21 protein-coding genes and 3 tRNA genes are annotated in these 26,239 nt (G+C 61.2%); 11 read left to right on the plus strand and 13 right to left on the minus strand.

Going from position 1 to position 26,239, the window contains the following annotated elements; translation table 11 throughout:
• Window positions 1-62 precede the first annotated feature (62 nt).
• On the plus strand, window positions 63-761 hold the full coding sequence (lexA, locus tag ACR0IR_RS06590) for a transcriptional repressor LexA (RefSeq protein ID WP_170363386.1): 699 nt from the start codon (window positions 63-65) through the stop codon (window positions 759-761).
• Here the strand turns inward: lexA and ACR0IR_RS06595 are convergent.
• On the minus strand, window positions 745-2,787 hold the full coding sequence (locus ACR0IR_RS06595) for a ComEC/Rec2 family competence protein (protein WP_170363385.1): 2,043 nt from the start codon (window positions 2,785-2,787) through the stop codon (window positions 745-747). The two genes, lexA and ACR0IR_RS06595, sit on opposite strands and share 17 nt — an antisense overlap.
• A gap of 78 nt (window positions 2,788-2,865) precedes the next feature.
• Here ACR0IR_RS06595 and gltX point away from each other — a divergent pair, with 78 nt between their 5' ends.
• Complete coding sequence (gene gltX, locus ACR0IR_RS06600; RefSeq protein WP_170363384.1) at window positions 2,866-4,272, plus strand: glutamate--tRNA ligase; 1,407 nt, start codon at window positions 2,866-2,868, stop codon at window positions 4,270-4,272.
• A gap of 114 nt (window positions 4,273-4,386) precedes the next feature.
• Entirely contained in the window at window positions 4,387-5,682 is a 1,296-nt protein-coding gene (gene gltA / locus ACR0IR_RS06605; protein WP_170338439.1) for a citrate synthase, read from the plus strand.
• Between the two features lie 38 nt (window positions 5,683-5,720).
• On the opposite strand, the gene ACR0IR_RS06610 is transcribed toward gltA, so the two are convergent.
• Window positions 5,721-6,791, minus strand: coding sequence for a PA0069 family radical SAM protein (locus ACR0IR_RS06610; protein WP_170363383.1), 1,071 nt, complete (start codon window positions 6,789-6,791; stop codon window positions 5,721-5,723).
• 277 nt (window positions 6,792-7,068) lie between these two features.
• Between ACR0IR_RS06610 and ACR0IR_RS06615 the strand changes: the two genes are divergently transcribed.
• Both ACR0IR_RS06615 and ACR0IR_RS06620 read left to right on the plus strand, forming a co-directional pair.
• Window positions 7,069-7,767 carry a corrinoid protein gene (locus tag ACR0IR_RS06615; protein WP_093962188.1) on the plus strand — a complete coding sequence of 233 codons (699 nt, stop codon included), beginning with the start codon at window positions 7,069-7,071 and terminating at the stop codon, window positions 7,765-7,767.
• Window positions 7,768-7,942: 175 nt separating this feature from the next.
• On the plus strand, window positions 7,943-8,614 hold the full coding sequence (locus ACR0IR_RS06620) for a DUF1638 domain-containing protein (RefSeq protein ID WP_170363382.1): 672 nt from the start codon (window positions 7,943-7,945) through the stop codon (window positions 8,612-8,614).
• A gap of 25 nt (window positions 8,615-8,639) precedes the next feature.
• Here ACR0IR_RS06620 and ACR0IR_RS06625 read toward each other — a convergent pair whose 3' ends face one another.
• Entirely contained in the window at window positions 8,640-9,050 is a 411-nt protein-coding gene (locus ACR0IR_RS06625) for a SufE family protein (protein ID WP_170363381.1), read from the minus strand.
• 138 nt (window positions 9,051-9,188) lie between these two features.
• On the opposite strand from ACR0IR_RS06625, the gene ACR0IR_RS06630 reads away from it, so the two are divergent.
• Complete coding sequence (locus tag ACR0IR_RS06630) at window positions 9,189-9,713, plus strand: hypothetical protein (RefSeq protein WP_170338953.1); 525 nt, start codon at window positions 9,189-9,191, stop codon at window positions 9,711-9,713.
• An 8-nt stretch (window positions 9,714-9,721) separates the two neighbouring features.
• Here ACR0IR_RS06630 and rnd read toward each other — a convergent pair whose 3' ends face one another.
• The 3 genes from rnd to purM all read right to left on the minus strand — a co-directional run bounded on the left by rnd (window position 9,722) and on the right by purM (window position 12,632).
• Complete coding sequence (gene rnd, locus ACR0IR_RS06635; RefSeq protein ID WP_170363380.1) at window positions 9,722-10,879, minus strand: ribonuclease D; 1,158 nt, start codon at window positions 10,877-10,879, stop codon at window positions 9,722-9,724.
• Between the two features lie 113 nt (window positions 10,880-10,992).
• Window positions 10,993-11,589, minus strand: a complete 597-nt coding sequence (purN, locus tag ACR0IR_RS06640; RefSeq protein WP_093962193.1) for a phosphoribosylglycinamide formyltransferase — start codon at window positions 11,587-11,589, stop codon at window positions 10,993-10,995.
• Entirely contained in the window at window positions 11,586-12,632 is a 1,047-nt protein-coding gene (purM, locus tag ACR0IR_RS06645) for a phosphoribosylformylglycinamidine cyclo-ligase (protein ID WP_170363379.1), read from the minus strand. The genes purN and purM overlap by 4 nt, the downstream gene beginning before the upstream one ends.
• A gap of 106 nt (window positions 12,633-12,738) precedes the next feature.
• On the opposite strand from purM, the gene ACR0IR_RS06650 reads away from it, so the two are divergent.
• Window positions 12,739-12,815, plus strand: a tRNA-Ile gene (locus ACR0IR_RS06650).
• A 13-nt stretch (window positions 12,816-12,828) separates the two neighbouring features.
• On the opposite strand, the gene ACR0IR_RS06655 is transcribed toward ACR0IR_RS06650, so the two are convergent.
• Entirely contained in the window at window positions 12,829-14,148 is a 1,320-nt protein-coding gene (locus ACR0IR_RS06655) for an ATP-binding protein (protein WP_170363378.1), read from the minus strand.
• A gap of 44 nt (window positions 14,149-14,192) precedes the next feature.
• Here ACR0IR_RS06655 and ACR0IR_RS06660 point away from each other — a divergent pair, with 44 nt between their 5' ends.
• Both ACR0IR_RS06660 and ACR0IR_RS06665 read left to right on the plus strand, forming a co-directional pair.
• A complete protein-coding gene (locus ACR0IR_RS06660) occupies window positions 14,193-15,107 on the plus strand; it encodes an MBL fold metallo-hydrolase (protein WP_170363377.1) in 915 nt (304 codons plus the stop codon).
• A 74-nt stretch (window positions 15,108-15,181) separates the two neighbouring features.
• A tRNA-Asn gene (locus tag ACR0IR_RS06665) sits at window positions 15,182-15,256 on the plus strand.
• A 259-nt stretch (window positions 15,257-15,515) separates the two neighbouring features.
• Here the strand turns inward: ACR0IR_RS06665 and ACR0IR_RS06670 are convergent.
• Window positions 15,516-16,838: a metal-dependent hydrolase family protein gene (locus ACR0IR_RS06670; protein ID WP_217357070.1), complete on the minus strand. Its 1,323-nt coding sequence runs from the start codon at window positions 16,836-16,838 to the stop codon at window positions 15,516-15,518.
• A 256-nt stretch (window positions 16,839-17,094) separates the two neighbouring features.
• Between ACR0IR_RS06670 and ACR0IR_RS06675 the strand changes: the two genes are divergently transcribed.
• Window positions 17,095-17,169, plus strand: a tRNA-Asn gene (locus ACR0IR_RS06675).
• 21 nt (window positions 17,170-17,190) lie between these two features.
• Here ACR0IR_RS06675 and ACR0IR_RS06680 read toward each other — a convergent pair.
• The 5 genes from ACR0IR_RS06680 to ACR0IR_RS06700 all read right to left on the minus strand — a co-directional run bounded on the left by ACR0IR_RS06680 (window position 17,191) and on the right by ACR0IR_RS06700 (window position 23,286).
• Entirely contained in the window at window positions 17,191-18,810 is a 1,620-nt protein-coding gene (locus ACR0IR_RS06680; RefSeq protein WP_170363376.1) for a long-chain-fatty-acid--CoA ligase, read from the minus strand.
• Window positions 18,811-18,985: 175 nt separating this feature from the next.
• Window positions 18,986-20,596 (minus strand): glucose-6-phosphate isomerase, encoded by a 1,611-nt coding sequence (gene pgi, locus ACR0IR_RS06685; protein WP_170363375.1) that lies wholly within the window; start codon window positions 20,594-20,596, stop codon window positions 18,986-18,988.
• A gap of 4 nt (window positions 20,597-20,600) precedes the next feature.
• Entirely contained in the window at window positions 20,601-21,272 is a 672-nt protein-coding gene (pgl, locus tag ACR0IR_RS06690; protein WP_170363374.1) for a 6-phosphogluconolactonase, read from the minus strand.
• Entirely contained in the window at window positions 21,269-22,723 is a 1,455-nt protein-coding gene (zwf, locus tag ACR0IR_RS06695; RefSeq protein WP_170359052.1) for a glucose-6-phosphate dehydrogenase, read from the minus strand. The genes pgl and zwf overlap by 4 nt, the downstream gene beginning before the upstream one ends.
• Before the next feature lie 293 nt (window positions 22,724-23,016).
• Window positions 23,017-23,286, minus strand: coding sequence for an usg protein (locus ACR0IR_RS06700; protein ID WP_093962206.1), 270 nt, complete (start codon window positions 23,284-23,286; stop codon window positions 23,017-23,019).
• A gap of 224 nt (window positions 23,287-23,510) precedes the next feature.
• Here ACR0IR_RS06700 and gyrA point away from each other — a divergent pair, with 224 nt between their 5' ends.
• A complete protein-coding gene (gyrA, locus tag ACR0IR_RS06705) occupies window positions 23,511-26,213 on the plus strand; it encodes a DNA gyrase subunit A (protein ID WP_170363869.1) in 2,703 nt (900 codons plus the stop codon).
• Window positions 26,214-26,239: the final 26 nt, after the last annotated feature.

Raw genomic sequence — 26,239 nt, forward strand, 5'->3', positions numbered from 1 at the left:
TTGACACAAAACGTGAACATGCGTAGAACAAAAGAAAACGCATGGGCAACGAGGTGTGAGCGATGCTGACCAAGAAGCAATTGGATTTGCTGGAATTCATCCACAAACGCGTTCAGGCGGACGGTGTTCCACCCAGCTTTGACGAAATGAAAACGGCGTTGGACCTGAGATCCAAATCCGGCATCCATCGGTTGATTACTGCACTGGAAGAGCGTGGGTTCATCCGGCGTCTCGCCCACAGGGCGCGCGCGATCGAGATAGTAAAACTGCCCGAGAGTCTTGGAGGCGAGCCGACCGCCGGCTTCACGCCCCGCGTGATCGAAGGTGACAAGCCCAGCGTGCCCCGCCCCGCCAATGTCGATCCTGTGTCGGTGGACGCTCTCGAACTTCCGGTGATGGGCAGAATTGCCGCCGGTGTTCCTATCGAGGCGATCAGCCACATTTCCCATCATGTTGCGGTACCTGGCACGATGGTATCGGGCCGTGGCGAACACTATGCCCTTGAGGTGCGGGGAGACTCCATGATCGACGCCGGTATCAATGACGGGGACGTGGTCGTGATCCGCGAAACGTCTTCGGCAGACAATGGCGACATCGTCGTGGCTTTGGTCGAAGATCAGGAGGCAACCCTGAAAAGGTTTTTCCGGCGCGGCCAGGCGATCGCGCTCGAGGCCGCCAACCCCGCTTACGAAACGCGGGTATTGCCCGAGGACAAAGTCAAGGTTCAAGGGCGTCTCGTCGGACTTATTCGGACTTACTGAAGCCGTCGGGCCGAGCCGGTGACCAAAGGCGCGGCCCCGTCGCATCAGCGCTGCTGAACATCTTTCCTTGGCGGATCGCAAGGCTGCCGGTCTTTCGCAGTCGGTCAGGATCAAAAACGGCGCAGTCACCGGTCAGTTTGATCGGCACGGCAGAGACCACGAGTTCGCCCGGTCGGCAAACGGTGACCTGCTGCGCCGCGCGCTTGCCCGTGATGTGGACCAGCTGGAAATCCTCTAAAGGATATCGCTGAACAAGATCTGGGGCCGATGGCCACCGGCCCGCAGAGTCCGGCTGGGTTGCTCCGTCTCCATCGTTTTCAAGCCAGACCGAAGCGACGAACCCAGCGCCTTTTTCCTTGCTCAACGCGCGGCCCTTCTCGGTCATCACCCCGACCAAACCACCTGAATCGGCGATCAGCACCTCGGGCCGCTGGCCTTGTCCCCAGAATACTGCGGCGAACGCCATCGGAAAAACTCCGACCCAGCGGCTGCGTCCCTGCCACAAAATGACCCACAGCGCACCCAAGGAAAACAGCGGCAGGACAAAACCGGGCGAGCTGGAAACGAAGCCCCGTGCACCATCCAGGCCGGACACCCAGTCCGAGACGGCCAGGATCCACGCCAGTCCGATACCCATCACATGGATCGCCACGGCCTCGAGCCCGAAAGGCGCGAGGATCGCTGCCAGAACTGCCGAGGGAACCACGGCGGATCCCATAACCGGCACGGACAGGGTGTTGGCCAGCAAGCCGTAGTGCGACACCATGTTGAAATGTGCCGCACCAATTGGGGCCGTCGCCAAACCAGCGATCGCCGAGGAGCACAGAAGCCCACCCACCGGGCGCAACCACTTGGGCACTCTTGGAACCTCAACGTCGCGAAGGGCACCGAAAACCGCGACCAGTGCTGTCGTGGCGGCAAAGGACATCTGAAATCCGGGGCTGAGCAATGATTCGGGGCGAAGAAACAGCACCAACAGCGCCGCAACCGCGACGGCCCGCAAAGATATGGCACGCCGATCGATCAAAACCGCCCCAAACAGAACCGATACCATCACGAAGGCGCGCTCGGTCGCGACATTGCCCCCAGAAAGCAACAGATAGAGCGTTGCAGCGATCAGCGCGCAGACCGCGGCAACCTTGCGAACCGGCCACCGCAACGCCAAGGCGGGCAAGGCCGCAAGCAGTACCCGGCAAGTCACAAAGACGAACCCCGTCAACAACCCCATATGCAGGCCTGAGATTGCAAGCAGATGGGCAAGGTTCGACGCACGCAAATTGTCCAAAGCGGCGGCGCTGATGCCGCTGCGATCCCCGGTCGAAACAGCTGCGGCAAAGCCGCCGACATCACCTGGCAGCACTTCTCTCACTCTGTCGGAAATGGCCATGCGCACGGCAGCGACACGCACCCCGGCTTCAAAGCGGGACGGAGCGGCGGTGACCACTGGCGTGCGCGCGTATCCGACCGCGCCCAAGCGCTGAAACCAGGCGTGTCTGCGAAAATCAAAGCCGCCGGGTTCGACGGGACCTCGCGGCGGTGACAGATGGGCCGTCGTCATAACGCGTTGCCCTGGCACAATCGGTACATGGTCGCCATGCAACGAAAGTCGGATGCGCCGCGGGGCTTGGTCCGACGGCACGTCCCCGATCCGTACCTGGTCCAGCGTAACCCGCAGCGCATCCGAAGCAGAGCGATCCAACGCCACGACCCTCCCCTCAACCGGGCCGTAATAGCGCCATTTCAAAACCGGCTCTGCAACCATGTGAGCGCGAGCACCCGCCAGGATGAACCCAACGGCGACCAGCGCCCCCCCTATTGCCAACGGAGCCCAGGCAGACGACATCCGGCGGCTGGCCCAAATGGCAAGCAGGGCCAACCCGGACAGGCCCGAATAAATCCGCGCCTCCGGCTCGAACCGGATTGCGAAATACAGGCCTATGCCGATGGCCAGACAAACCGGAGACCAAGGCAAAAGGTGCCCTCGCTGGTTTAGCAACGCACCTTCGACCCACGCCACAACACGCATGGTTGCCCCCGTCCTTGAGGCTCGTTAGACAGGCTCGACTCTACGCTCAACGCGGTTACCAAAAGGTTAATCACTATAATGTCCGATCAGGTCGTCACCCGATTTGCACCCTCGCCCACCGGCTATCTGCACATTGGCGGAGCCCGTACTGCGCTGTTCAATTGGCTTTACGCCCGTGGTCGAGGCGGAAAGTTCCTGCTGCGGATCGAAGACACGGACCGCGAACGGTCAACGCCCGAAGCGACCGAGGCTATCCTCAAGGGCATGAGCTGGCTCGGGCTCGACCACGACGGAGATGTCATCAGCCAGTTCGAGGGCGCAGCTCGTCACGCCGAAGTCGCGCATCAGCTGCTGGCAGAAGGCAAAGCATACAAGTGCTTTGCGACCCAGGAAGAAATCGCGGCCTTTCGTGAACAGGCCCGGGCCGAGGGCAAGTCGACCCTGTTCCGCAGCCCGTGGCGCGACGCCGACCCCAGCACACACCCCGACCGCCCCTTCGTTGTGCGGATCAAGGCTCCGCAGGATGGCACAACCGTCATCCGCGACAAGGTCCAAGGTGACGTAACCATCCGAAACGATCAGCTGGACGACATGGTCCTCCTGCGTTCGGACGGCACACCGGTCTATATGCTGGCGGTGGTCGTTGATGACCACGACATGGGTGTGACGCATGTCATTCGCGGCGACGACCACCTGAACAACGCGGCGCGGCAGATGATGATCTATGAAGCCATGGGCTGGAAAGTTCCGGTCTGGGCGCACATCCCGCTGATCCACGGCCCTGACGGAAAGAAACTCAGCAAGCGGCACGGCGCATTGGGCGCGCAGGAGTATCAGGCCATGGGCTATCCTGCCGCCGGTATGCGAAACTATCTGGCGCGCCTGGGCTGGAGCCACGGGGACGACGAGTTCTTTACCGATGAACAGGCCAAGGAATGGTTCGACCTGGACGGAATCGGGAAAAGCCCGGCGCGGTTCGATCTCAAAAAGCTCGAGAACTTGTGCGGACAGCACATCGCCATATCCGATGATGCTGCATTGCGGCAAGAAATCGAAGAATATCTGGACGCCGCTGGCCTGCCTGCGCTGACAGAAACACAATCGGGTGATTTGGAACGTGCGATGTATTGCCTCAAGGATCGGGCGCGTACATTTCCGGAACTCCTTGAAAAGGCGCATTTTGCACTGACTTCGCGACCGATCGAGCGCGATGAGAAGGCAGAAAAGGCGCTGAGTTCTGTATCCGACGGTATACTGGATCAATTGACGCCGCAGCTGCAAAATGCTAGCTGGACCCGGAACGAACTGGAGGAGACCCTCAATTCGTTTGCCGAGGCAAACGGGTTGAAGTTCGGCAAGCTGGCTGGCCCCCTCAGGGCTGCGTTGGCGGGTCGGGCCGTCACACCTTCGGTTTTTGACATGATGCTCGTGCTAGGTCGGGATGAGACCATTGCACGGATTTCTGATGCAGCGGCACAGTCCTGACTTCACATTCGGGTAACGCTGCTCCGCTACGACCTGACTCGCGCAGACTTGCGCGATCACCGCCCGTTTTGTCGGTCAGCGAGCCGGCATTCGTATGATTGAGGAAGGGAAAACATGACCGAGAGCAACAAGACAGCGACTCTGACCGTCCACGGAAAAACCTATGAGTTGCCGGTTCATTCGCCAACGGCCGGACCCGACGTAGTCGACATCCGCAAGCTCTACGGTCAGGCCGGCGTGTTCACCTACGACCCAGGCTTCACTTCGACCGCAAGCTGCGACAGCACCATCACCTATATCGACGGTGAAAAGGGCGAATTGCTGCACCGTGGCTATCCGATCGACCAACTGGCCGAGAAATCGCACTTCCTCGAAGTGTGCTTCCTGCTGCTGTACGGATACCTGCCCAAGGCCGACGAACTGGAAGAGTTCGAAACGACCATCACCCGCCACACCATGATCCACGAGCAGATGCACTATTTCTTCCGTGGCTTCCGCCGCGACGCGCATCCGATGGCCACGATGGTGGGCGTGGTCGGAGCCATGTCGGCTTTCTATCACGACTCGACTGACGTGGGCGACGAGCGCCAGCGCGAAATCGCGACGCACCGCCTGATCGCCAAAATGCCGACAATTGCGGCGATGGCATACAAATACTCGATCGGTCAGCCGTTCATCTACCCGCGCAATGACTTGGACTACGCGTCGAACTTCCTGTACATGTGCTTCGCCGTTCCGGCCGAGGACTACGTCGTCAACCCGATCCTCAGCCGCGCCATGGACCGGATTTTCACCCTGCACGCCGATCACGAGCAGAACGCCTCGACCTCGACCGTGCGTCTGGCTTCGTCGTCGGGCGCGAACCCGTTCGCCTGCATCGCGGCCGGTATCGCCTGCCTCTGGGGCCCGGCGCACGGCGGCGCCAACCAGGCCTGCCTCGAGATGCTGGAAGAGATCGGCAGCGTCGACCGCATCCCTGAGTTCATCGAACGCGCCAAGGACAAGAACGATCCGTTCCGCCTGATGGGCTTTGGTCACCGCGTGTACAAGAACTTTGACCCGCGCGCCAAAGTGATGAAGCAGTCGGCCGATGAGGTTCTGGACTTGCTGGGCATCGAGAACAACCCGAAACTGCAGGTCGCCAAGGCGCTTGAGAAACAAGCACTGGAAGATCCGTATTTCGTCGACAAGAAGCTGTTCCCGAACGTCGATTTCTACTCGGGCATCATTCTCGAGGCGATGGGTTTCCCGACCTCGATGTTCACCCCGATCTTCGCGCTGTCGCGCACCGTTGGCTGGGTCAGCCAGTGGAAAGAAATGATCGCCGATCCTCAGAACAAGATTGGCCGCCCGCGCCAGCTGTACCTGGGCGAAACTCTGCGCGACTACGTCGACATCGAAAACCGCTGAGACAGACAAAAGGCCCCGCCATCGAGCGGGGTCTTTTCTTATTGGAACAGTGACAATTGATCCCCGGCCCGCGCAGGCCGTGCAAAGAGGTCGCAACGCAGTTTGGGAGTTGTGGTCGCCAAGCCAAGTCGCGCAATCGCAGACTTGAACCGCTTGGCGACCATTTCGGCGTAGACTCCCTCGCCGCGCATCCGATGCCCCCACCGCGGGTCGTAGTCCCTGCCCCCGTGCATTTCGCGCAACCGCGCCATGACCTTTTCGGCGCGACCAGGCTCGTGTTCGGACAACCACTCCTGCCACAGTTGCGAGACTTCGCGGGGCAACCGTAGCATGATCCAACTGGCCGCATCCGCGCCGGCGTCGCGGCCCGCCTCCAACAGCGCTTCAAGCTCGTGATCGGTCAGTCCTGGAATGATCGGGGACGTCATGACGCGCACGGGAATCCCGGCCTCGGTCAACTTTCGGATCGTGCGCAGCCGACGTTTTGGCGCAGGGGCACGCGGTTCCATCCGCCGCGACAGGCCAGAATCCAACGTGGTCAGCGAGATGCCGACCCGGACCAGCCCGAGGGCGGCCATCGGCGCGAGAATGTCGATATCCCGTTCGATCAAAGCACCCTTTGTCACGATCGCAACCGGGTGGTTGAAATCTCTCAGAACCTCCAGGCAGGCCCTTGTGATCGAAAGTGTTTTTTCGATCGGCTGATACGGGTCCGTATTTGTACCCAGCGCAATCGGCGCCACCTTGTACCGCGCGGACGAAAGCTCGCGCGCAAGCACATCAGGCGCGTTCGGACGTGCGATCAGTCGCGTTTCGAAATCCAACCCGGCAGATAGACCGAGATATGCATGTGTGGGTCGGGCAAAGCAGTAGACGCAACCGTGTTCGCACCCGCGATACGGGTTGATCGACCGGTCAAATGGCAGATCGGGTGACTTGTTGTAGGTGATCAGAGACTTCGCGACCTCGTCCCGAACCGAGGTTCGCAAGGGAGGCAGAGGCTCGGGATCCTCCCAGCCGTCATCGACCGCTTCGTGCGCATACGCCTCGTACCGACCAGCATCGTTCGATACGGCACCTCGCCCGGAAATAGTGTGGCGCAACGGCATATTTGTTCCCTCTTTGTTCACGTAATTCCTAGCATCTGCGGGTTTCCGCGGCAAGTCTGCCATCACAGTTGCCGGCCTTGTCTCAAGCACAGAACCCATGAATACCGCTCAGAAAGATCATGTGAAATTTGGCGTCGAGCGCGGCAAGATTTTCACCTATAGGTCGGTCTCGGAACCGCCGAGGTCGCAATCGTCACAGTCTAACTGCGGCGAAATGGCCAAAACGGGAAAAACAGCCACCAAGGGCGCAAGGCCCGCCAGCTCAGGGAAATGACCCATGTCCGATGAAGAAGACATCGTCCTGTCGGAACTCAACGACGACGAACTCGTCGAACAGATGTTTGATGACCTCTACGATGGTCTGAAGGAAGAGATCGAAGAAGGCGTGAACATCCTGCTGGAACGTGGATGGGCACCTTATGACATTCTGACCAAGGCGCTTGTCGGCGGCATGACCATCGTCGGCCAGGATTTCCGCGACGGCATCCTGTTTGTGCCCGAAGTTCTGCTGGCCGCCAACGCGATGAAGGGCGGCATGGCCATCCTCAAGCCTCTGCTGGCGGAAACCGGCGCTCCGCGCGTTGGCAAGATGGTGATCGGCACCGTCAAGGGCGACATCCACGACATCGGCAAGAACCTCGTCTCGATGATGATGGAAGGCGCCGGTTTCGAGGTTGTCGATATCGGCATCAACAATCCGGTCGAAAACTACCTGGAAGCGCTTGAAACCGAGCAGCCTGATATTCTGGGCATGTCGGCCCTGCTGACGACGACCATGCCGTACATGAAAGTGGTCATCGACACGTTGGTCGAACAGGGCAAGCGTGACGATTACATCGTGCTAGTAGGCGGCGCCCCGCTGAACGAAGAGTTCGGCAAGGCGATCGGCGCTGACGCCTATTGCCGGGACGCGGCGGTTGCGGTCGAAACCGCCAAGGAGTTCGTCTCGCGCAAGCACAACCAACTGGCGGGTTGATCCTGCACGCCTTGTTTTGTCAAAGCCGCCTGTCCGGGCGGCTTTTTCATTTCCGAGCCGTGGCATCACAACGAGCTCGAAACTCAGGTGCCGAGTGTGTGATCCCAAAGGCCGCGAACTTGCATCCGGGGCTTTATCGCAGTCATTTGACATTGGAACCTTGCGGAGGCGAAACATGCCGCAGCACTACATGCCTGACGACAAACGCCTGACGGAAAAGGGCTTTGACGAGATGGATGCACAGCAAAGCATCCTGTTGATCGCCTGCGGCGCGTTGGCGCGCGAGATTCTGGACCTGAAAACACGCAACGGCTGGGACCACCTTGCACTGACGTGCCTGCCTGCCATCCTGCATGTCTATCCCGAACGGATCACTCAGGCCGTCGAGGATGCCGTCGCCAAGCATCGCGACCAGTATGACCGGATTTTTGTCGTCTATGCCGATTGCGGGACCGGCGGACTGTTGGAGCAGGCCTGTAAACGGCTGGGTGTCGAAATGGTGCGGGGACCGCACTGTTACTCCTTCTTCGAGGGAAACGACAAATTCGCCGAACGCGGCGACGATGAGACTACGGCCTTTTACCTGACCGACTTTCTGGCCAGACAATTTGATGCGTTCGTCTGGAAGCCGTTGGGGCTGGATCGGCACCCGGAACTGCGCGACATGTATTTCGGAAATTACACCAAGCTGATCTACCAGGCGCAGACAGATGACCCCGAACTGACCCGTCGGGCACGGGAATGCGCGGATCGGATGGGGCTGGAGTTCGAACGGCGTTTCACCGGATATGGCGATCTCGAGACCACGCTGAAAGACTGGGCCGGCGCACGCCCCAATTCTTCCTGATTGCACCCCGAGTGGCGAAACCGGCTCAGGCGTTTTCGCGCGCTACGTCTCGGATTCGGTCGATCATCGCACGCACACCGTTCGACCGCTGGGCCGACAGATGTTCATTCAACCCCAACCGGGCAAGCTCGGCCGCGGCGTCGACCTTCTCCACTTCGGCAACGGGCAAACCGTTGTAAAGCGACCGCAATACAGCGATCAGACCGCGCACGATCAGCGCGTCGCTGTCGCCGTCAAACCGAAAAACACCATCTTCGATCACCGGGTGAAGCCAGACCTGACTGGCGCAGCCATGGACTTTGGTTGCCGGCACCTTCAGGGCGTCATCCAGCGGCTCCATCGCCTTGCCCTGCTCGATCACATGGCGGTACCGGTCTTCCCAGTCCTCAAGGAACTTGAAATCCTCGACAATCTCCTCAAAGGCAGGCGTGGCCATGAACGTGGGTCCTCTGGTTGCGGTTCTGGTTCTGACCTAAGTCGCCCGATGTCCGGTGTCCACCCCCATGGGCGGCTTTTCAAACGACCGAAAGTAGGCTAACCCAGTGCGGGTAATACCTTGCAAAGCTTTGGGTCCATGCAAAAAACTGTTTCCGTCCTTCTTGTCGCCCTGTTGACCCTGTCCGCCTGCAGCAGCTGGCGCGATTCCCGCGCAAACCCGTCGAACTGGTTCGGGAACAGCACCCCTGCCCCGGTCGAGACATCGGCCAGCGACGCAGATGCGCTGGTGCCGAAGCAAAGCTCGGGCCGAGGACTGTTCGCGCGCCCTGAACCCGAAGATACCAGCGTACCGATCACCACCATCACCGAGCTGCGGATCGAGCCGAACGCCTCGGGGGCAATCGTTGTCGCGCAAGGCACCGCCTTCCGCCAGGGCGCCTATGACGCGAAGCTCACCTTCGTCGAATCCGAGGAAAACCGGAAGAACGGCGTTATGGAGTTCGTTTTCCGCGTGAACTACCCGACCTATGCCACTGCGCAGGGGCCCGAACGTACGCGTGAAGTGACCGATGCGGTCAATGTCAGCCGTCAGGACCTTGAAGGCATTCGTTTGATCCGCGTAGTCGGTCAGCAGAACGCCCTGGAATCGCGTCGGCGCTGAATTCGATCTTACAGGGGGACGACCTGAACAGTTTGTCCCTTCGCTGCCAAGGCAATCTCGCCTCTGCAGAGCTTGAGCGCGTCCTCGCCAAAAACCTCGAACCGCCAGCCGGACATCGCAGCAACGTCACGGTCCCCAGCAGCGATCTGATCCAGCTCCGAGCTGGTCGCGATGAGCTTGGCCGCGACCCCTGCGGTTTCCGTCTTTGACTTCAGCAATACGCGCAGCAGGTCAGCCAGCGCGGGGTTCACCTTGATCTTGTCCCGGCTGTTGTCCACCTTGGGAAGATCCTCAGGCGGGCAACTCACACCGGCCTGAACGGCGGCCAGAATACCGTCGGCGATGGCACCTTTGCGCGCTTCGCGCAGCAGCAAACGCGAGCTGCCCAGATCAGCATGCGTGCGTGGTTTGGTCGACGCCAGCTCGACCAGCGCATCATCCTTGAATACACGGCTGCGTGGCACGTTGTTCTGCTGGGCATATTCCTCACGGAACCGGGCAAGCTCCCGCACCACCGCAAGGAACTTGGCCGAGTTGGTTCGGGTCTTGACCCGCCGCCATGCCTCTTCGGGGCGGATGTCATAGGTTGCCGGATCGGTCAGAACGCGCAACTCCTCCGCTACCCAATGGCTGCGCTTGGACTTCTCCAGCTCGGCGGCCAGATGTTCATAGATTTTGCGCAGATGCGTCACGTCCGCCAGCGCATAGGTCTGCTGGGCCTCGCTCAGCGGGCGCCGCGACCAATCAGTAAACCGCGAGGTCTTGTCCAGACCCTGTTTGCAGATTTTGCGAACCAGCGTTTCATAGCCAACCTGTTCCCCGAAACCACAAACCATTGCAGCGACCTGCGTGTCGAATAGCGGCTTGGGGAAAATACCGGCTTCCACCCAGAAAATCTCAAGGTCCTGGCGGGCGGCATGGAAAACTTTGACGACGTTTTCGTTCTGGAACAATTCGTAAAGCGGCTCAAGCGACAGTCCTTCTGCCAGCGGATCGACCAATACCGCGCTGTCCTCGTCTTCAGAGGGCACGGCCAACTGGACCAGACATAACTTGGAGTAGTAGGTCCGCTCGCGCAGGAATTCGGTGTCGACGGTCACATAGGGGTGTTGGGCGGCAGCCTTGCAGAAGTCAGCCAACTCTCGCGTGGTTTTGAGGGTCTTCATGCGCTTGCTATTCTTGCTCTTGCTCTGGTCATTGCCCGTTGGTTTCTTCTGCCCCGAGCGCTTGGCCAGACCATAGGCCGAATTGGCCGCTCATGTAAATCTCTGGCGCAAGATCAGGGGAGTAACACCGGTGCGCGATCGCCACGGGCAAAGCGCTCCAGAACCGCCGGATACAGCTTGTGTTCCCAGGCCAGCACCTTCCGAGCAAGCGAATCCGGGGTGTCGCCGGGTTCGACCGGAACCCGGGCCTGCCCCAGGATCGGACCGTCATCCAGCGCCGCGGTGACCTCGTGCACGGTGCAGCCGTGTTCGGCATCCCCGGCGGCGATGGCCCGGGCGTGGGTGTTGAGCCCTTTGTACTTGGGCAGCAGCGAGGGGTGGATATTCAGCATCCGTCCCTGAAAGCGGGACACGAAATCGCCAGTCAGCACGCGCATGAACCCCGCCAGGCAGACGATGTCTGGCTGCGCCTCGAGCAGCGGCTTGCACAGCTCGGCCTCAAACGCGGCACGGTCACCGCCGAACGGTCGGTGATCGACCACGGCTGTGGCAATGCCGCGATCCGCAGCCTTGGCCAGTCCGCCAGCATCTGCATTGTTCGACAGAACCAGACAAGGTCGCGCCGGGTGGTCACCGGTCATGCTGTCGACCAGCGACACCATGTTCGACCCGCCCCCGGAAATCAGGATGGCGACGCGCTTGTGGCTCACAGCAGCTTGCCTGCGTAGCTGACGCCCGCGCCTTCGGTGACCGACCCGATGCGCGCGACGGTCTCGCCGGCATCCGACAGCGCAGCGGTCAGATCATCTGCGCGGTCGGCGGCACAGACGACGATCATGCCGATCCCGCAGTTGAAGGTCTTGAGCATTTCCTCCTCGGCGATGCCCCCGGTTTCCGCCATCCAACGGAACACCGGCGGCAGATCCCAGGCGTTCAGGTCGATTTGCGCACCCAGATCGTCGGGCAGCACGCGCGGCAGGTTCTCGGTCAGCCCGCCGCCGGTGATATGCGCCAGCGCATGGACGCCACCTGCCCGGATCGCGGCCAGGGCGGGTTTGACGTAGAGCCGCGTGGGCGTCAGCAGCGCCTCTCCCAAAGGCCCATCACAGAACGGCGAATCCGCATCCCATCCCAAGCCCGAGATCTCGACCAGTTTGCGCACCAGCGAGTATCCATTGGAATGCACCCCATCCGAAGCGAGCCCCAGCAGAACATCCCCGGCCTGCACACCGGCGGGCAGATCGCTGCCGCGCTCCATCGCGCCGACGGCAAAGCCGGCCAGGTCGAAATCGCCATCGGGGTACATCCCCGGCATCTCGGCGGTTTCACCCCCGATCAAGGCACAGCCCGAGCGGAAGCAGCCCTCGGCGATGCCTTCGATGATCCGCGCGGCGGTGTCGGTGTCCAGCTTGCCCGTGGCGAAGTAATCCAGAAAGAACAGCGGCTCGGCGCCCTGGCAGATCAGATCGTTGACGCACATGGCCACCAGGTCGATACCCACACCATCGACCACGCCCGTGTCGATCGCGATCCGCAGCTTGGTGCCCACGCCATCGGTTGCCCCCACCAGGATTGGGTCGGAATACCCTGCCCCTTTCAGGTCGAACAGGGCGCCGAACCCGCCGAGGCCGCTCATGACGCCGGGGCGGTTGGTCCGCTTGGCGGCGGGCTTGATCCGGTCGACCAGCGCGTTGCCCGCATCGATATCCACGCCTGCATCTGCATAGGTGATGCCGTTCTTGCCCGCTGTCATGGCCGTTCCCTCATGAATGCTTTCAGCGCGGGTTAGTCGATTGTGCGCCGCGTTGCAACGGTCAGGCTTGACGCGGCTGTTCTGCGTGGTACGCAAGCGCTCAGGCGGGCCTGTAGCTCAATTGGTTAGAGCAGAGCGCTCATAACGCTTTGGTTGGGGGTTCGAGTCCCTCCGGGCCTACCAAATACGGCCGAAATCACCGCCCGATGATGATGTCTGCGCACAAACCGCCCAAGCGTTCGCTTTGGCCCAGGCGTAAAACACCGCCGTGGACACGAGCGATATCTGCAACGATCGCCAGCCCGAGGCCCACCCCGCTGCCCTGATTCTGGTTCCTCGACGGGTCCAACCGGCTGAACGGCTTCACCGCCTCGGTCCGCTGTTCAGGCGGGATGCCGGGACCATCATCCTCGACCCGAATGCGCAGCGATTTGTCAGTCAGGGTCATGCTGACCATCGCGTGCGACCCGTAGCGCACCGCGTTGCCGATCAGGTTTTCCACCGCGCGGCGGATCGCAGTCGGACGCAGCATCACTGCACCCTGCCCTTCGGGCGGCAGCAACTCGACGCTTTGGCCGGCCCGTTGCGCATCATCTACGATCGAGCGCAAAAGCTCATCCGGACGAACCTCGACCTGCTCGCCCTCGGACGCGCCGCGCGAGAAATCAAGGAAGGCATCCAAGAGTGACTGCATTTCGTTCACGTCCTGAAGCAGCGGCTTTGCATCTTCCTCGGGCAGCATCGACAGGCCAAGCTTGAGCCGGGTCAGAGGCGTTCGCAGGTCATGGCTGACTCCCGACAGCATCAGGGTCCGCTGCTCGATCTGCCGCTCGATCCGGGCGCGCATGTCAAGAAACGCGCTACCGGCGGCCCGCACCTCGACGGCCCCTCCGGGGGTGAACGGCACGACCCGACCGCGACCAAAAGCCTGCGCCGCATCGGCCAGCCGAGTGATCGGCCGCAACTGATTGCGCATGTACAAGAACGAAATCGAGGTCATGATCACCGCAAAGAACAGCATCGTGACGATCAACTGGTGCGGGGCGACCGTCGACAGACGCCGGCGATCAAAGCCAAGCTCCAACACACCCAGATGGGTGTTCAAGAACAAAGTCGCGACCTGACTGTCCGGCAACGATACCGCTACGAGGTTCGGCAGCAGCTCTCGAAGATCAGCGTCGATCTGCGGTGCGATGAAATCATACCAGCGCCGAGGTTCAATCGTAGGCGTTTCGTTGATCCCCAGAAAACGGGCCTGCATGTCCAGCACCCTCAGATCCGGACGCACCGCGGCCAGCGCCTGCTGTTGGGTTTCGGCACCCTGAATGTCTTCCAGAACCAGCCGCACTTCGCGCGACGCCGCCCGGGTCATCTGACCGGTCACATCCTCGAGGTGTTCACGCACGAATGCCACCGACACCACCAACAGAACCACGATCACCGGCAGCACCAGAATCAGGGCCGCCCGGGCATACAAGCTGCGGGGCAAATAGGGTTTGAGCCAGCGCGAGGACATGCGCTAAACCTAGCGGGCTGCCCCGCCAAGAGAAAGAGGCCAAGATGCTGCAAGCAGACGATTTCAACCCGAAACCGGGGATCCCTGTCGCCCTGCAGCCGGGCCTCAGGCTCTTGCTGGCCCCAAACCCGTCGCCGATGACCTATCTGGGGACAAATACATACCTCCTGGGCACCAGCGACCTTGCCGTAATCGACCCCGGACCGTTGAGCGACAGTCACATGCAAGCCATTCTGGATGCGCTGCAGCCCGGGCAAAAGATCAGCCATATCGTGGTCACCCACAGCCACTTGGACCATTCGCCGCTGGCTGCTCCGCTGTCAGAGCGGACAGGTGCCCCGATCTACGCCTTTGGCGGGCCACAGGCAGGGCGCAGCGCGATCATGTCCCAACTGGCCGAGCAAGGCCTCGCCGGCGGCGGCGAGGGAATCGACACGGAATTCCGCCCGGACATCGAGTTGGCGGACGGCGACCGGATCGAGGGGAACGGATGGGGCCTTGAGGTCATTCACACGCCGGGTCATCTGGGCAATCACATCGCGCTGGCCTGGGGAGACGTGTGTTTCACCGCCGATCACGTGATGGGCTGGGCCAGTTCGCTGGTTTCGCCTCCGGATGGCGATCTGACAGACTTCATGAAAGCCTGCCACCGGCTACGCGCACGCGACTGGTCCGTCTTCCATGCCGGACACGGCGCGCCGATCACAGACCCCTCGGGAAGGCTTGACTGGTTGATCCGCCATCGGCTGGAACGCGAGGCACAAATCCTCGACGCGCTGGCCGAGCGCCCGGGCACAGCCCGGGATCTGGCCCAGCGGATCTATGTCGAAACCCCGCCTGCCCTGCTTCCAGCGGCCGAGCGCAACGTGTTTGCCCATCTGGTGGATCTGACCGGAAAAGACCGCGTCGCTCCCCGGGGCGCGCTGTCGGTGCAGAGCAGTTTTCACCGCATCGCCTAAACGCGCAAAAAATTCACCCTGGGTGCTTTTCCCCTCTGGACGCCGAAAAACCGGATTGCTATATGCGCCTCAGTTCCGGCGTAGCTCAGCGGTAGAGCAGTTGACTGTTAATCAATTGGTCGTAGGTTCGATCCCTACCGCCGGAGCCAAAATCCTCTGATTTCAGAAGTTTGTGGCGCTCCCAACCGCTCGCGTCCCGTGTATGGTCGGTTGCCGATCCAACAGGCCGGGTTTTCAGCTGGTTCAAGGCATACAATCAGCCTGCCCCCAAGGACCTGCGCCGCAGAGATCGGAGTTGGTCTTTCGATCAGCCCAATCCTGCCAACCACACCCGGGAAACATCAGAGAATTTTCCAGCGCCTTTGACGCAAGTTTGGTCCGCCATGCATTTGCACAGCAGATCGTCCGCTACAGTTCGTTTTTGTAGATCACCCCGCCTTTCATGATCAGATCGAAGCGCTCTTCGTATTCGGTCATGACAGACATGTTCTCCAGAGGGTTGCCGTCAATCAGAAGGATATCCGCATGAGCACCTTCCGCAATGACACCCAGCGCCCCGGGATAAGGATTGCGCGGCCCCGACAAGGCAAGCAACTCGGCTGATTTCGAGGTTGCCTGACGGAGTATTTCGGCATTGTCGAACCATTCCGTTCTCAGAACGAACTCCTCGTTTGCGCGCTTGATCATCTCAGGAGAAGTGATCACGTCCGTGCCGAAGACGATATTCTCGAATCCAAGCTCCTTGGCCATGGTGAACATCTGGTTGATGCCGTCATAGGCTTCGTCATGCTTGGCTTTTTGTTCGTCGTTGTAGCCTGCCGGATGGAATGTGTAGACGATGACCTGCGGCGACAGCCAGGCATCATGCTCCATCATCACGCGCATGGCCTCTTCGCTCATCAGATTGCCATGCTCGATGGACTTCACCCCATTCTCGACGGCGCGGATGATGCCATCCGAGTTGTAGACATGGGCGGTAACGTAGGTGTTCCAGTCTTCGGCCGCCTCGACGGCTGCACGGATTTCGTCTTCCGTGTACTGCGTGGTATCCAATGGATCAGCAAATGACCCGGTGCCGCCACCGACCGAAATCTTGATCTGCGAGGCTCTGCGGCGCAACACCTCGCGTACGGTTTTCAGAACCTCGTCACGCCCATCGGCAACTGCGACATGGAAGTATTTCATCGGAATGCTGGGCTCGAACACCAATGAACCGGGCTCGTTTGCGTCCGTCCGATGATCCGAGTGGCCCGAGCTCTGCGAGATCATGGGACCCGAAGGATAGACCCGAGGCCCCGTCAGGATGCCCTCGTCTATGGCGCGTTTCAGTGAAAACGAGTTCCCGCCGACATCGCGGACCGTCGTGAACCCCTGCATCAGGTATTGTTCGGCGACGGTTGCGGCAACATAGGCCCAGTATTCGCGATCGGCATTGAATGCGATACCGAACGGCATCTGAAACATCAGATGCGCATGCATGTCGGCAAATCCGGGCATCAGGAACCGACCCTGCGCATCGATCACCGTCGCCCCCTCCGGCGCATCCAGATCAGGGCCAATGGCCGTGATCATGCCGTCTTGGATCAAAACGTCCTGACCCTCGATCAGGTCGGAACTGACCCCGTCGAAAATCCGAGCGCCGGTGATCAGGGTTCCGGCCTCTTGGGCGATCCCCGGCGCGGCAAGAACAAAGAAGAAAAGCTTCGCTACAATCCTGCAAGCTGTCCGCATCTTGGGTTCCTTTCCGGTTTCAACAGGTTCACCGAAGCATGGTGCATTATCGAGAGGCTAGTCTCTTTCTGATCCGGATGAAACGATCACGTCGCGGCCGGCGCGTAGATCAACGCAACGATTCACTGCCGCAGGAAACAACAAACCTGTGCAGCCCGATTGAAATCCGAAACGGAAACCTGGAGCGCGCAATTCGTCCGGAGAAAGCAATTTTCGTCTGGACCTCGTCTTTGCAGATTGGTACACGCCCCTCAGTTCCGGCGTAGCTCAGCGGTAGAGCAGTTGACTGTTAATCAATTGGTCGTAGGTTCGATCCCTACCGCCGGAGCCAAAAATCCTTATAAATCAAGCGTTAACCTGCCAAGGCGTCCTTGAATTCATCCCGCAGTTTGCGTTTCAGGACCTTGCCCGTCGCATTGAGTGGCAGCGCGTCGACGAAGACCACTTTGTCCGGCACCTGCCACTTGGCAATCTTGCCGTCGAAAAACTCCAGCAGCTCGGCCTCGGACGGATCTTCGCCCTCGGCCTTGACCGCCACCAGCAGCGGGCGTTCGTCCCATTTGGGATGCGGCACGCCGATCACCGCCGCGGTGGCCAGTTTCGGGTGCGCTACGGCGATGTTTTCCAGCTCGACCGAGCTGATCCACTCACCGCCCGACTTGATGATGTCCTTGGAGCGGTCGCGGATGGTCATGTAGCCATCGGGGTCCAACGTCGCCACATCGCCGGTGGCGAACCAGCCATCCTGCAGAAGATCTTGATCCTGCAGCTGAAAATAGCTGTCCAACACCCAATGGCCGCGCACCATCAGGTCGCCCTGCGTGACCCCGTCATGCGGCAGGTCGTTGCCGTCGTCATCGACGATCTTCAGCTCGACCCCAAAGGGCGGACGACCCTGATTCTCGCGCAGTTTGTGCTGTTCCTCGATCGGCAGCTTGCGATGCTTGGCCAGCGGAATGTTGGCAGTGCCCAGCGGGCTCATCTCGCTCATCCCCCAGGCATGCACGGTGTCGACGCCGTATTTTTCCCGGAAGGTCGCGATCATCGAGGGCGGGCACGCCGCGCCGCCGATCACCGTACGTTCGAGGCTTTCCAGCTTGGTGCCGCATTTGGCGGCATGGGCCAGCAAACCCTGCCAGATCGTGGGAACCCCCATCGCCAGAGTCACGCCATAGGTGTCGATCAGGTTCACCAGCGCCTCGCCATGCAGGTCCGGCCCGGGCAACACCATCTGCGAACCGGACATGGCGCAGCCATAGGGCGACCCCCAGGCATTGACGTGGAACATGGGCACCACCGGCATCACCACATCTATCGCCGAATACCCGATCACGTCGCGGGTGTTCGAGGCAAAGCTGTGCAGAACGGTCGAACGGTGCGAATACAGCACGCCTTTGGGGTGGCCGGTCGTGCCCGAGGTGTAGCACAGGCTCGAGGCGGTGTTTTCATCGAAGACCGGCCATTCGAAATCGGCGTCGCCGGTCTCGATCAAGTCGTCATAGAATTCCAGTCCGGGGATCTGCTGCAGTGCGTCCTCGCTGCGCGGTCCCATCAGGACGAAATGCTTCACTTCGGTCAATTGATCGCGGATCGCGGCAACCAGCGGGATGAAGGTGGCGTCGAAGAACAGCACCCGGTCCTGCGCATGGTTGATGATGTAAACCAGCTGTTCGGGGAACAGGCGCGGATTGATCGTGTGGCAGACGAACCCGGCACCCGAGGCGGCATAGTAGATTTCCAGATGCCGGCGGTTGTTCCAGGCCAGAGTGCCGATCCGATCCTGCGGCTGCAGGCCCAGTTTGGTCAGCGCTGACCCCATGCGCCCGGCCTTGGCGGCGATCTCGCCCCAGTTCGTCCGGGTGACGGTTCCGTCGGTTTCGACCGACACGATCTCGGTCTGACCATGATAGCGCGCAGCATGATCGATCAGTGACGAAATCAACAGCGGCTGCGTCATCATCTGTCCCAGCATGGACATCCTCCCATTCATCGCGCCGGCTTGATGCGGCGTCTGTTGCGGCCCGGCGGCACGGCGGCGTGGCCGGCCCCAGGGCTTCTCCTCGGGGCCGATCCTGCCAATCATTTAATTGTCTGACAATAAAAGAATGCGGCCTGCCGTGGCGGCAGGCCGTCAGATTTGCAGGGCTTCAGCCCCGGTGCCGCAGCGCATAAGCCACAAGTGCGGCGGTCGAGCCGTCCTTGCCCTCGGTGCCCGCATCGCCATCGACGATCGGCCCCAGCGAGGTGGCTAACTCCTTGCCCAGTTCCACCCCCCACTGGTCGAACGAGTTGATGCCCAACAGCACGCCTTCGACGAACACCCGGTGTTCATACAGCGCAATGATCTGGCCCAGAACGAAGGGCGTCAGCTGCGGATAGATCAGCGTGGTCGAGGGCCGGTTGCCCGGGAACACGCGATGCCGGGCCTGACGCTCCAACTCGTCGCCCTGCAGGCCCATCTCGGCCATGCGCGCTCGCGCTTCCTCAAGCGACCGGCCACGCATCAACGCCTCGGACTGAGCCAGGCAGTTGGCCAGCAGCAGACGGTGATGATGGGCCAGTTCGGGCTCGTGGCCTTCGGCGGCCACCATGAATTCGCAGGGGATCACGTCGGTGCCCTGATGGATCAGTTGGTAAAACGCGTGCTGCCCGTTGGTGCCGGGCTCGCCCCAGACCACCGGTCCCGAAGGCACGCTCAGCGCCGAGCCGTCCATGGCCACCGATTTCCCGTTCGATTCCATCTCGAGCTGTTGGAAATAGGCCGGCAACCGCAGCAACCGTTGATCATAGGGCAGCACCGCGCGGCTGGCATGACCCAGCACCTGACGGTGCCAGATGCCCACCAGAGCCAGCATCACCGGCATGTTCTCGGCCCAGTCCGCGGCGCGGAAATGCACGTCCATCGCCTGCCCGCCGCGCAGGAACGCGTCGAAGGCGTTCGAGCCCACCGCGATCATCACCGGCAGCCCGACCGGACCCCAGACCGAATAGCGCCCGCCGACCCAATCGGCAAAGCCGAACACGCGGTCCGACGGGATGCCGAAGTCTGCCGTCTTGTCCACGGCGCTGGACACGGCCGCGAACTGCCGCCCCGGGTCGCCGCCGCCGTCCAGCATCCAGGCCCGCGCCGTCCGCGCGTTGGTCATGGTTTCGATGGTGGTAAATGTCTTGGACGCCACGATCACCAGCGTCCGCGTCGGGTCCAGTTCGCGCAGCGTGTCGGCGATGTGCGCGCCATCCACGTTCGAGACATAGTGCAGGCGCGGCCCGTCGTGATAGGGCGCCAGCGCCAGCGTCGCCATCACCGGCCCAAGGTCCGAACCGCCGATGCCGATATTCACCACGTCAGTAAAGCTGCCCCCTGCCCCCTGGGCCGTTCCGCCCCGGACCTCTTCGGCGAACACGCGCATGCGCTGCAGGGTGTCCAGAACGTCGGGCATCACGTCCTGGCCATCAACCTCGACCGGGCCGCCGTCCAGATTGCGCAGCGCAGTATGCAGCACCGCGCGGCCCTCGGTCTCGTTGATCTTGTCACCGCGGAACATCGCGTCGCGCCGCTCGGCCAGACCGGCTTGATCGCACAGGTCGATCAGCGCCGCGCGGATGTCCGCGTCGATCAGGGTCTTCGAATAGTCGAACAGCAAATCGCCGGTCGAGGCCGAGAAGCTCTGCGCCCGGTCGGGATCCTGCGCAAACAGGTCGAGGATGCGGGTATCCGCCGCCTGCGCTGCAAGGGTTCTGAGAGTGTCCAGTTGCATGAGATCAATCCGCCCAGTGTACCGTCATTCCATCCAAGACTGCCGCAATTGGCGCCTCCTCGGGCGGCAGGCTCATGGCACGCTCAAGCGCTGCGCGCTTTTTTTCACCATAGATGACCAGGTGTTTGGACAGGGCCCCATCCAGAACCGGACCCGTCAGAGTGATGCGCGTCTCGGGCTGTGTCTGGGGCCGAGCAACGGCCAATGCCGGTGCGTTGCTTGCCAATGCCTGCGCCAGCCCCTCCATCCCCGGAAACAACGAGGCCGTATGCATGTCGTCGCCCATTCCAAGAACCAGCACCGCCAACGGGCGCAGCGGCTCGATCAGAGCTTCGATTTGGGGCAGAACCTCTTCGGGCGCCTTGCCGGGAATATAGAGCGGGACATAGTCCGCCGCCGCCGCCCGGTTGGTCAGAAGACGGTCGCGGATCAAGCGTTCGTTCGACCGGTCACTGTCTGCCGGGACGCAGCGTTCGTCGGTGGGCAGCACACGGACACGCTCCCACTCAAGATCCGCGGCGCACAGGCTGTCGAAGATCGGTCCGGGCGTGGTGCCGCCGGGAACTGCAAAGGCCACGACATCGTTGTGCAGCAGTGCGGCCTCCAACTCTCCGGCCAGAACGTTGGCAACATCAATGGCCAGCATGTCCCTGTCGGCATATTCCTGAATCTTCATGGCTTGATCCCTTGCCAATGGCGACCGTCGCGTTTCATCAGCAGTTCGGCGTCGCCGGGACCGGTACTGCCGCTGTCATAGGGTTTTGGCACGTCGCCGCGCGCCTGCCACCCCGCAATGATAGGGTCGGTCCAGGCCCAGGCGGCCTCGACCTCGTCTCCGCGCATGAACAGGGTTTGGTTGCCCCGGATCACGTCCATCACCAAACGCTCATAAGCATCCGGCGCTTCCTGGTTTTCGGGCCCGAGCGCTTCGGCAAAGCTCATGTCCAACGGGACGTCGATCAAACGCATTCCGCCCTGCCCCGGCTCTTTGATCGTGACTTTCAGCGTGATGCCTTCGTTCGGCTGCAGCCGGATCGACAGCGTGTTGGCATGCCGCCCGGCCTCGGCCCCGAAGATCGAATGCGGCGCGTCCTTGAAGATGACGTTGATCACCGAGGACCGCGCCACCAGCCGTTTGCCGGTGCGCAGGTAGAACGGAGTCCCCGCCCACCGCCAATTGCTGACATGCGCCCGAAGCGCAACATAGCTTTCGGTGGTCGAGCGCGGATTGCCCACCGCTTCGCGGTAGCCCGGCCCGTCGGGACCACCCGAATACTGCCCACGCACGATATGGTGCGGCTGCACCGGGTCCAGCGCGCGGATTACCTTGAGCTTTTCATCGCGCACGGCGTCCGAATCGAACTTGGCAGGCGGCTCCATCGCGATCAGGCACAGAAGCTGCATCAGGTGGTTTTGCACCATGTCGCGCATTGCCCCAGCGCGCTCGTAATACTCTTCGCGACCATCCACGCCGACGGTCTCGGCGACGGTGATCTGGATATGGTCGACATACTGACTGTTCCACAGCGGCTCGAACAGCATGTTGCCGAACCGGACTGCCATCAGGTTCTGGACGGTTTCCTTGCCCAGATAATGATCGATCCGGTAGATTTGGTTTTCGCTGAAATATGAGGCCAGCGTGGCATTCAACGCCCGCGCGCTGTCCAGGTCGTGACCGAACGGCTTTTCGACGACGATCCTCGTCTGCTCGTTTGCCAGACCGTGCTGGCGGATTTTCTCCGCCAACGGGGCGAACAATCCGGGTCCGACCGAGAAATAGAAGGCGCGGATCCGCGAATCCGTCAACAGACCTGAAAGGTTTTCCCACCCATCATCAGAGCTGGCATCCAACCGCAGATACTGCAGCCGGTTCAGGAACCCATCAAGGTTGCCGGGATCTGCCGCTTGACGAGGTGCGTGCTGGGCCAGCGACTCAGCGACGATCGCACGATAGCCCGCCTGATCATGTGCGGACCTTGCTGCGGCGATTATCCGAACATCGTCATTCCACTGTCCCGCGCAATAACGACGAAACAAGGCAGGCAAAATCTTGCGCTGCGCCAGATCCCCGGTGCCACCAAAAATGACCAGATCAAATGGGTCGACGGGTATAACGCGAGAAACCATGAGCCGTCCTTAACGCGCCATCGCCGGCATGTCCAATGTTAGCGCAATCATATCCTGGACTTTCTCTGGTTTTCCAATCTGTACCAATCGTGTGCGCCGCACCGGACCGCCACCGAAACGCACAAGAATATTCAACCGCTCAACGCGTCCGCCGTCAACGGATTGCCAAGATCTGGTTGTGTTCAGAAATTATGAGAGTGAGTAACCTGCGCCGAAACGCAGGTCGGCATTCATTCGATGATCCATCGGCCGGATCAAGGCGCATTGGCCTCGAGCGCAACCTGGCCGAAACGCTAGTTCAGCCGGTATTCTCCGACGACGTTCCGCCATTCTCCGGGTGCGATCATCTTGCGGTGGGTAAAGCGCACCGAATGCAGCGGACCCTCGATTTCGCGCTGCCAGAACTCGATGAAATTGAACAGCTTGGGATGATCCGGCGCCAAGTCGTAATCCTGCCAGATGAACGTGTTCAGAACATGGATGTAATCCGGCATGCGATAGAAAATTTCAGCCGTTGTCAGGCCATACCCCTTCAGCATCAATTCGGTTTCGTTTTTCTCCATTCAGACCTCCAGATTTCCTCAAAGGTCCCTTCAGGGTAACATGATTCCTTTTCAATCCGTATTAAAACAATGTGTTACCCGAAAAACACCGCGGTTTCAGGCCACTTCCGGGTTGCTTGCTTGCACCCTATGTGCCGGGTCTGATAAGATGCATCCACAAGATATAGACCCAGCACAATAAACGGGCAGTTTACGTGAGCGATACGCCAGAAATCCCCGAAAACATGGATGAAACCCCGCCCGAGCGCCCGGTTTATGACGGCCCGACGGTATCCATCGAATCCGAGATGCGGACGTCCTATCTGGACTATGCCATGTCGGTCATCGTGTCCCGTGCGATCCCCGATCTGCGCGACGGCTTGAAACCGGTGCATCGGCGCATCCTCTACGCGATGCACGAGACCGGGAACACCCACGACAAAGCTTACCGCAAATCGGCCCGTCCCGTGGGCGATGTGATGGGTAAATACCACCCGCACGGGGACAGCGCGATCTATGACGCGCTGGTGCGGATGGCGCAAGATTTCTCGATGTCGCTGCCGCTGCTGGACGGCCAGGGCAACTTCGGCTCGATGGACGGCGACAACCCGGCGGCCATGCGTTACACCGAGGTCCGCATGGACAAGCCTGCCGCCGCTCTGCTGGCGGATATTGAGAAAGAGACGGTAGATTTTCAGGACAACTACGACGGCAAGGACAAGGAACCCACCGTCCTGCCCGCGCGGTTCCCGAACATGCTGGTCAACGGCGCCGGCGGCATCGCGGTGGGTATGGCCACCAACATCCCGCCGCACAACCTGGGCGAAGTGGTCGACGCGACGCTGGCGCTGATCGACGATCCGGACCTGACCAGCGAACAGCTGATCGAATACATCCCCGGCCCCGATTTCCCCACGGGCGGCGTGATGCTGGGCCGGTCCGGCGCGCGCAAGGCCTATCTGGAAGGCCGCGGCAGCGTCATCATCCGCGCCAAGACCCGCGTCGAGGAACTGCGCAAAGACCGCTATGCCATCATCGTGGACGAGATCCCCTATCAGGTGAACAAGGCCTCGATGATCGAGAAGATCGCCGAAGCCGTGCGCGAAAAGCGCATCGAAGGCGTCAGCCACGTTCAGGACGAATCCGACCGGAACGGCGTGCGGGTGGTGGTCGAGCTGAAGCGCGACGCAACGCCCGAGGTGGTGCTGAACCAGCTGTACCGGTTCACGCCGATGCAGACCTCGTTCGGCTGCAACATGCTGGCACTGAATGGTGGCCGCCCCGAGCAGCTGACCCTGCGCCGGTTCCTGACCAGCTTCATCGACTTCCGCGAAGATGTCGTTGCCCGCCGCACCGCATACGACCTGCGCAAGGCGCGGGAACGCAGCCATATCCTGTGCGGTCTGGCCGTGGCAGTCTCGAACGTGGACGAGGTCGTGGCCACGATCCGGTCCTCGGCCGACGCGGCCGAGGCGCGCGAAAAGCTGATGACCCGCCGCTGGCCGGCAGCCGAGATCGAGAGCTATCTTCGCCTGATCGACGATCCGCTGTCCAAGATGAACGACGACGGCACCTACAACCTGACCGAGGTTCAGGCCCGCGCGATCCTTGATCTGCGCCTGCAACGCCTGACCCAGATTGGCGTCAAAGAGGTCACGGACGAGCTGGAAGACCTCGCTGCCAAGATCAAGGAATACCTGGACATTCTGTCCTCGCGCGAGCGCATCATGAGCATCATCGCCGACGAGCTGCGCGAGGTTCGAGAGCAGTTTGCAGTGCCGCGCCGCACTGAAATCGTCGACTGGTCCGGCGATATGGAAGACGAAGACCTGATCGAACGCGAGGACATGGTCGTAACCGTGACCTCGGGCGGCTACATCAAGCGTACGCCGCTGGCCGACTTCCGCGCGCAGAAGCGCGGCGGCAAGGGTCTGTCGGGGATGCAGACCAAGGAAGAGGACGTCGTCACCAATCTGTTCGTGGCGAACACGCATACGCAACTGCTGTTCTTCACCACCGATGGGATGGTCTACAAGCTCAAGACATGGCGCCTGCCCCAATCGGGGCGCACCGGCAAGGGCAAGGCCATCGTCAACATCCTGCCGATTCCCGCCGGTGTTTCGATTGCGGCGATCATGCCGGTCGATGTGCCGGATGAAGAGTGGGAAAACCTGCAGATCGTCTTCGCCACCAGTGCCGGCGACGTGCGCCGCAACGCGCTGAGCGATTTCACCAACGTCAAGCGCAACGGCAAGATCGCGATGGATCTGCCCGAGGGTGTGGAACTGGTCAACGCGCGCATCTGTTCCGAGGATGACGACGTGATGATGGTCACCAACGCCGGCCGGGCGATCCGCTTCCCGACCACTGCCGTGCGCGTGTTCAAGGGCCGCAAATCGACCGGTGTGCGCGGCATCAAGCTGACGAATGGCGATCGGGTCGTCTCGATGTCCGTCATTCGCCACTTCGAGGCCACGGCAGACGAGCGCGCCGCCTACCTGAAGATGCGCCGCCTGATGGCAGGCGTCACCGAAGAGACCGAAACCGACGAAGACGAAGGCAACGCAGACAGCATCCTGCCTCAGGAGCGCTATGCCGAGATGTCTGCGGCGGAAAACCTTATCCTGACTATCACGGCCGGCGGGTCGGGCAAGCTCAGCTCGTCGCATGACTACCCGGTGCGCGGCCGCGGTGGAATGGGCGTGATGGCGATGGACAAGGCGATGCGGGGCGGCCCGCTGGTGGCCTCGTTCCCCGTCGAAATCGACGACCAGATTATGCTGGCCACGTCCAAGGGGCAGTCGATCCGGGTTCCGGTCGACGGTATATCGTTCCGGTCCCGCAGTGCGGGCGGGGTCAAGGTGTTCAACACCGGCAAAGGCGAGGAAGTCGTCAGCGTCGCTTGGATCGCAGACCAGGGTGACGAGGAAGACGATAGCGAAACGTAAGGATGGCCGCCTCTGATCGGCGGCCC

Source organism: Ruegeria sp. CF2, from assembly GCF_056537385.1.